7 protein-coding genes are annotated in these 5,245 nt (G+C 69.7%); 3 read left to right on the forward strand and 4 right to left on the reverse strand.

Going from position 1 to position 5,245, the window contains the following annotated elements:
* Both FV222_RS16410 and FV222_RS16415 read left to right on the forward strand, forming a co-directional pair.
* The coding region (locus FV222_RS16410) for a hypothetical protein (RefSeq protein WP_147815131.1) at window positions 1-209 on the forward strand (209 nt) is incomplete at its 5' end.
* Window positions 210-289: 80 nt separating this feature from the next.
* Window positions 290-649, forward strand: a complete 360-nt coding sequence (locus FV222_RS16415; protein ID WP_147754169.1) for an STAS/SEC14 domain-containing protein — start codon at window positions 290-292, stop codon at window positions 647-649.
* A gap of 31 nt (window positions 650-680) precedes the next feature.
* Here FV222_RS16415 and FV222_RS16420 read toward each other — a convergent pair whose 3' ends face one another.
* A complete protein-coding gene (locus tag FV222_RS16420; RefSeq protein WP_147815133.1) occupies window positions 681-1,073 on the reverse strand; it encodes a hypothetical protein in 393 nt (130 codons plus the stop codon).
* A gap of 386 nt (window positions 1,074-1,459) precedes the next feature.
* On the opposite strand from FV222_RS16420, the gene FV222_RS16425 reads away from it, so the two are divergent.
* Window positions 1,460-1,666 (forward strand): hypothetical protein, encoded by a 207-nt coding sequence (locus FV222_RS16425; protein WP_147761783.1) that lies wholly within the window; start codon window positions 1,460-1,462, stop codon window positions 1,664-1,666.
* A 30-nt stretch (window positions 1,667-1,696) separates the two neighbouring features.
* Here FV222_RS16425 and FV222_RS16430 read toward each other — a convergent pair whose 3' ends face one another.
* The 3 genes from FV222_RS16430 to FV222_RS16440 form a co-directional block, all read right to left on the reverse strand.
* The gene (locus FV222_RS16430) at window positions 1,697-2,731 is read right to left on the reverse strand and encodes an HD domain-containing phosphohydrolase (RefSeq protein ID WP_147815135.1); all 1,035 of its coding nucleotides are present in this window, start codon (window positions 2,729-2,731) and stop codon (window positions 1,697-1,699) included.
* A 90-nt stretch (window positions 2,732-2,821) separates the two neighbouring features.
* Entirely contained in the window at window positions 2,822-4,267 is a 1,446-nt protein-coding gene (locus tag FV222_RS16435) for a PAS domain-containing methyl-accepting chemotaxis protein (protein ID WP_246685500.1), read from the reverse strand.
* 372 nt (window positions 4,268-4,639) lie between these two features.
* On the reverse strand, window positions 4,640-5,077 hold the full coding sequence (locus FV222_RS16440) for a hypothetical protein (RefSeq protein ID WP_147761785.1): 438 nt from the start codon (window positions 5,075-5,077) through the stop codon (window positions 4,640-4,642).
* Between the last annotated feature and the right edge of the window lie 168 nt (window positions 5,078-5,245).

The following is a 5,245-nucleotide window of genomic DNA, read 5'->3' on the forward strand; positions in this document are numbered from 1 at the left end:
CCGCCGAGCCGCCGGACGGGGTGATGGTGCTCGGGCCGGCCGAGGCGCCTCTGGCGCTGGTGCGCGGGCGCTACCGGTTCCGCCTTCTGGTCAAGACCGAGCGCAACGTCGACCTGCAGAGCTACCTGCGCGACTGGCTGGGGCGCGGGCCGAAGGTGCGCGGCAACGTCCGCGTTGCCGTCGACGTCGACCCGCAGAGCTTTTTGTAGGCGATCCGGGACGCGTTCTGTAGGAGTGTGCGGTGCCGCGAGATACTCGGTCGGCGGCAGGCCTGTCAGGAGCGCGCATCGTGCTGAGCTACACCAAGAAGCCCGAGTCCAGCGTCGCCGAGATCGTGGTCGACGGGAAGATCACCGACGACGAGATGAACGCGGTCATGACCGCGATGAAGGCCGACCTCGACAAGGGCGGCAAGCTCAAGCTGCTGGAGGACATCCGCGCCTTCGAGGGCATGGAGCCGGCCGCCTTCTTCAAGGACCCGCGCTTCGGCCTGTCGATGATGAAGGGCGTCAGCCACGTGGCGCTCGTCACCGACGCGCAATGGCTCAAGGTCGTCGCCGAGACCTTCGGCTTCGTCTCCCCGGCCCAGATCAAGGTGTTCGAGCGCGCCCGCCTCGACGAGGCCCGCACCTGGCTCGCCGCCGCGTGACGCAGACGGTCCCGCCGCGGGCGGGACCGTTCTACTCGGCCTGGGCGGTGTGCGTCGTGTTGCGCCGCGCCGTCCAGCGGCCGGAGCACAACGCCGACACCTTCCAGGTCCCGGCCCCGCCGGCCGCCTGAAGCCGGCCCGAGGCCGCGCCGCTCGCGGCCCCGTTCGAGACGTTGAGCCCCACCGTGCCGTCCGGTCCGACTTGGCCGGTGACCCGCGCGCCGGACTCCTTCGCGGACGCCGTGCGCACCTGCCCGTCGCGGATCGCGATGGCGGTGGTGTAGCGCGCGTCGCACAGGCCGCTCTCGGTCACGAGATCGACGGCCCAGGTCCCGTTGAAGGCACCCGGTTCTCCGGCGGCTACCGGCGACACGGTCGCGCCAGAGAGGAGGCCGACGAGAACGATCGGGGTGAGCTTCAGCATTCGGGACCTTTCTGTAGATCGGAAGGCGACCACCGGGCACGATGGCAGCGACATCGGAAGACGAAACCGCGACGTCTGACGCAGTGCCACATTGATGAACGGCGGTGGCGGCAAGACGATGACGCCACGCGGATCCGACAGATACGCGTTCGGCCGTCGATCGCGTCGGCGATGATTGGGGGCAGGGCACCTGTTCCTTGCGCGCCCGCCGCATTGATCACGTCTTATAGCATGATGACCGCAAAAACGAAAGTTTTACGGGTTTCACGGGCGGGCGACGCGGCCTGCAGGCGTCGGCGGGCGCCTCCCGGCATCCAGCCCGATGCGGCGCGTTAACGCTTCATCAACCATGCCGCGTCCACGCTGTCCCGAGGAGAGACACCGCCATGAAGCGACGCCCGAGCCGCGACTTCGATGCCCTGAGCCAGGCGCAGATCGCCACCGGGCGGACCGACGCCCGCCGGGTGGACGCGGCGCGGCTGATGTCCGCGCAGGCGCCCAAGCGCATGGCGGACCTTCTCGATGCGATCCAGCACGTGACGGAGGCCGCGACCGGCGAGCGCAGCTTCCTCCACGTCCGCCCGCGTTCGTAACGCCCGCGCGGCCGACCGTCCGCGTGCGCCTCAGAACGCGTCGGCGACGGGCTTGAACGCGCGGACGAGGTCGCCGTCGAGCCGCCCGGCCATTCCGACGAGGATGTCGTAAGCCGGCATGCTCTCCATCCGCGCACGGTAGGGGCGGTGCTCGGTGAGCGCCCCGAAGATGTCGCAGATCGTGACGAGGCGAACCAAGTCCGAGATCTGGCTCCCGACCAGCTTGTCCGGATAGCCCGAGCCGTCGAGCATCTCGTGGTGCGAGTGCGCGACGGCGAGCAGGCTCTCGTCGAACCCGCGGCCGACCAGCATGGCGTGCCCGTGCGCGGGGTGGGTGCGCATCTCGGCCATCTCCACGGCATCGAGCTTGCCCGGCTTGTTCAGGATGGCGGCGTCGATCGCGATCTTGCCGACATCGTGCAACAGGGCCGCCTTCACGAGGTGATGGCGGTCGGCAGCGCCGAGCATCAGGACGCCGCCGAACGCGGCCGCGAGCCCGGCGACCAGCAGGCAATGCCGGTGCGTGGCGTCGTCGAAGCGTCGCACCGCCCGCACCCAGGAGCGGATGCCGCCCTCCTGCAGGGCGGTCTCGATGAGCGTCGTTCCCGCCGCGATCTCGACCGGCGAGAGCGGCCGTCTCGGGACGAAGGTGGTGCACAGGAACCGCTCGGCCCGTTCGCCGTGGCGCCGCATCGCGTCGGACATCGGATCGATCCGGTTCCGCAGCTCCGCCAGGGCGCTGCCGAAGGCGGCCGGGCCGGAGGCGGCGCTCAGCAGGCTGGAGGCGCCGAGCAGCTCGGCGTAGGCGCGGGTCCGCGCACCGTTGTCGTGGAACAGGCAGACGTAGGGCACGTACTGGCCGCGGACGCGCTCGAGCAGCGTGCGCAGGCGCGACAGCGCCTCCGAGGTCAGCGCCTTGACGTCGCTGACGATGAGTTCCGCGGCCGTCGGGCAGGAGGCGTCGTCGTAGAGGTCGAAGACCGTCGAGCGCTCGACGTTCGGGAGGTCCCGTGCCAGCCGCGCCGTTCGATGCGTGTCGTCGCTGATCAGGAGCAATTCGGCCATGACGGCGGTCCACCGGGGAGATCGTGGTCGTTCGGGTCTCGAAAGGCGGGCGCAGGTCGCGAACGCGGCTCACGCCGCAGCCGCCGGGCCTCAGCCGAAGGCGCGGGCGGCCGAGCGGACCTGACGGGTCGCGTCGTCCACCCGCTCGCTCGCCTGGGCGATCAGGTCCATGCCTGAGGCGATCGCCGTGACGCCGTAGGACGCGGTCTGCATGCTACCCGAGATCTCCTGCGTGACCGCGGATTGCTCCTCCACCGCGGCCGCGATCGCGCTCGACACGTCGCTGAGCGTCTGGATCGTGGTCTTGATCGAGGCGATCGCGTCGACGGCGTCGCGGGTCGCGTTCTGCGTCGCGGCGATCTGCGTGCGGATCTGGTCCGTCGCCTTGCCGGTCTGCTCGGCCAGCGCCTTCACCTCGGCCGCGACGACGGCGAAGCCCTTGCCCGCCGCGCCCGCACGCGCGGCCTCGATGGTGGCGTTCAGCGCGAGCAGGTTGGTCTGCGCCGCGATGCCCTGGATGAGCGCGACGACATCGCCGATCTGTGCCGCCTGGCTGCTCAGGCCGGCGACGATCAGGCCCGTGCGCTCGGTCTCCTCGACGGCCTGTCCGGCGATCCGGGCCGCGTGGCTGACCTGCTGGCTGATCTCGCCGACCGAGGCCGAGAGCTCCTCCGCACCGGAGGCGACGGCCTGGATGTCGCCGGAGACGCGCCCCACCGTGGCGGCGGCGTCGGTCGTCTGGCGCGTGACGTCCTCCGTCGCCGTCCCGATCGCGTCGAGGTCGGTGCCGATCGCCCGCTGCGCCTCGGCGCGGCGCTGGCGCTCGTGCACCTGTTCGGTGATGTCGGTGGCGAACTTGACGATCTTGGTCGTGCGGCCCTCCGCATCGGTGACGGGATTGTAGGTCGCCTGGATCCAGACCTCGCGGCCGCCCTTGCCGATCCGGAGGTACTCGGCCGATTGGAATTCGCCGCGCGCGAGCGCCGCCCAGAACGCCTGGTAGGCCGGGCTTACGCGTTCGGCCTCGGTGACGAACATGCGATGGTGCCGGCCCTGCACCTCGTCGAGCCGGTAGCCGACCGCGTCGAGGAAGTTGGGGTTGGCGGTGAGGATCGTGCCGTCGGGTTCGAAGGCGATCACGGCCTGCGAGCGGTGCAGCGCAGCGATCTGGCCTTCCATCTCCAGCGCCGCGAGCTTGTAGGCGGTGATGTCGGTGGCGAACTTCACGACTTTGACGGTCTTGCCGGCCCGGTCGAGCACGGGATTGTACGAGGCCTGGAGCCAGACTTCGCGGCCGCCCTTGGCGATGCGCCGGAAGGCGGCGGAATCCGCCTTGCCCTTCAACAGGCCCTCCCAGAACAGACGATACGCCTCGCTCGTCCGCTCGGACGGCTCGAGGAACAGGCTGTGGTGCCGACCTTGGATCTCGTCGAGGGCGTAGCCCATCGTCGCGAGGAAGTTGGCGTTGGCGGTGATGATCTTGCCGCTGCCGTCGAATTCGATCACGGCCTGCGACTTGTGCAGCAGATCCGACATGACCGAAGTTCGGCGATTCAGAAGACTCAGCATGTCGCTCCCTCGATGGAACATCGACGCCACGACGCGCGGGACCCTTGAAGAGGGGTGGCGGCGGGCTGACTCGGCTTGGGAGGACGATACGTCGAGAGACGTTAAATCTGGTTTATTTTCTTACGAACCCTTGGGTCCGCGACACTCTGGCATCGCTTGCGCACAATTCTTATAGTCCCCGGCATGATCACGATGTCGATTGCGCGGGGCGCCGCCGCAGAGGCGCGTGCGGGGACAGGACCCGTGATCGCGCGACGACGCGGGGCGGCAGGCTCCCGCGCGGACGCTAGACAATTCTGCGTGATGCCGACGACCGTGCAGGCGCGTCTCCCGAAGCCGTCAGGCGCCGGGCGTCGCGTCGCCGTCCCGCATCGCTTCGGCGACGCTCTCGAAGGCCGCCACCACCGCCCGCGCGTTGGCCTGGCGGATGGCGTCGAGGTCGGGGGCTCCGGCGCCGGGAATCTCGATGTCCGACATCTCGGCGCTGAGGCTTTTCCCGAGCGCGCGCACCCGGTCTGGCGGCAGGCCGCTCTGCTCGAACACCAGCACGGCGACCGTCTGGACCAGCACCCGCAGGGCGGAGGCCTCCGCGAGCCGCTCGACCGCTTCCTGATTGATCGCCATCGTCATCCCGTCGCTTGGCCCGAGAGCATTTTCCGTGATCCCCGGATCACGGAAAAATGCACCGACCTGCTGTGTGGTCGCGTTTTCTTCACGCGAGCCGGCATCCACCGCGCTTGAAAACGCTCTGAAAGCCGTCTCGTCGCCGCCCGCCATGCCCGACACGGCGTGCCGCTGGCAACCGCTCAGGCGGCGGTGGGGAGCCAGTCGCAGAAGGCGCGCACCGCCGGGTCTTCGGCCCGGGCCTCCGGCACGTAGGCGTGGTAGCGTCGCGACTGCATGTCGTTTCCTGAAAACGGCAGCGTCAGCCGCCCCGCGGCCACG

Source organism: Methylobacterium sp. WL103, assembly GCF_008039885.1.
Taxonomy (GTDB): Bacteria; Pseudomonadota; Alphaproteobacteria; order Rhizobiales; family Beijerinckiaceae; genus Methylobacterium; species Methylobacterium cerastii.

Excerpts from the sequence above, each read along its gene's own strand:
- FV222_RS16420 (WP_147815133.1), bottom strand. The coding sequence starts at position 1,073 with ATGCTGAAGCTCACCCCGATCGTTCTCGTCGGCCTCCTCTCTGGCGCG.
- FV222_RS16425 (WP_147761783.1), top strand. The coding sequence starts at position 1,460 with ATGAAGCGACGCCCGAGCCGCGACTTCGATGCCCTGAGCCAGGCGCAG.
- FV222_RS16430 (WP_147815135.1), bottom strand. The coding sequence starts at position 2,731 with ATGGCCGAATTGCTCCTGATCAGCGACGACACGCATCGAACGGCGCGG.
- FV222_RS16435 (WP_246685500.1), bottom strand. The coding sequence starts at position 4,267 with ATGTCGGATCTGCTGCACAAGTCGCAGGCCGTGATCGAATTCGACGGC.
- FV222_RS16440 (WP_147761785.1), bottom strand. The coding sequence starts at position 5,077 with ATGGCGGGCGGCGACGAGACGGCTTTCAGAGCGTTTTCAAGCGCGGTG.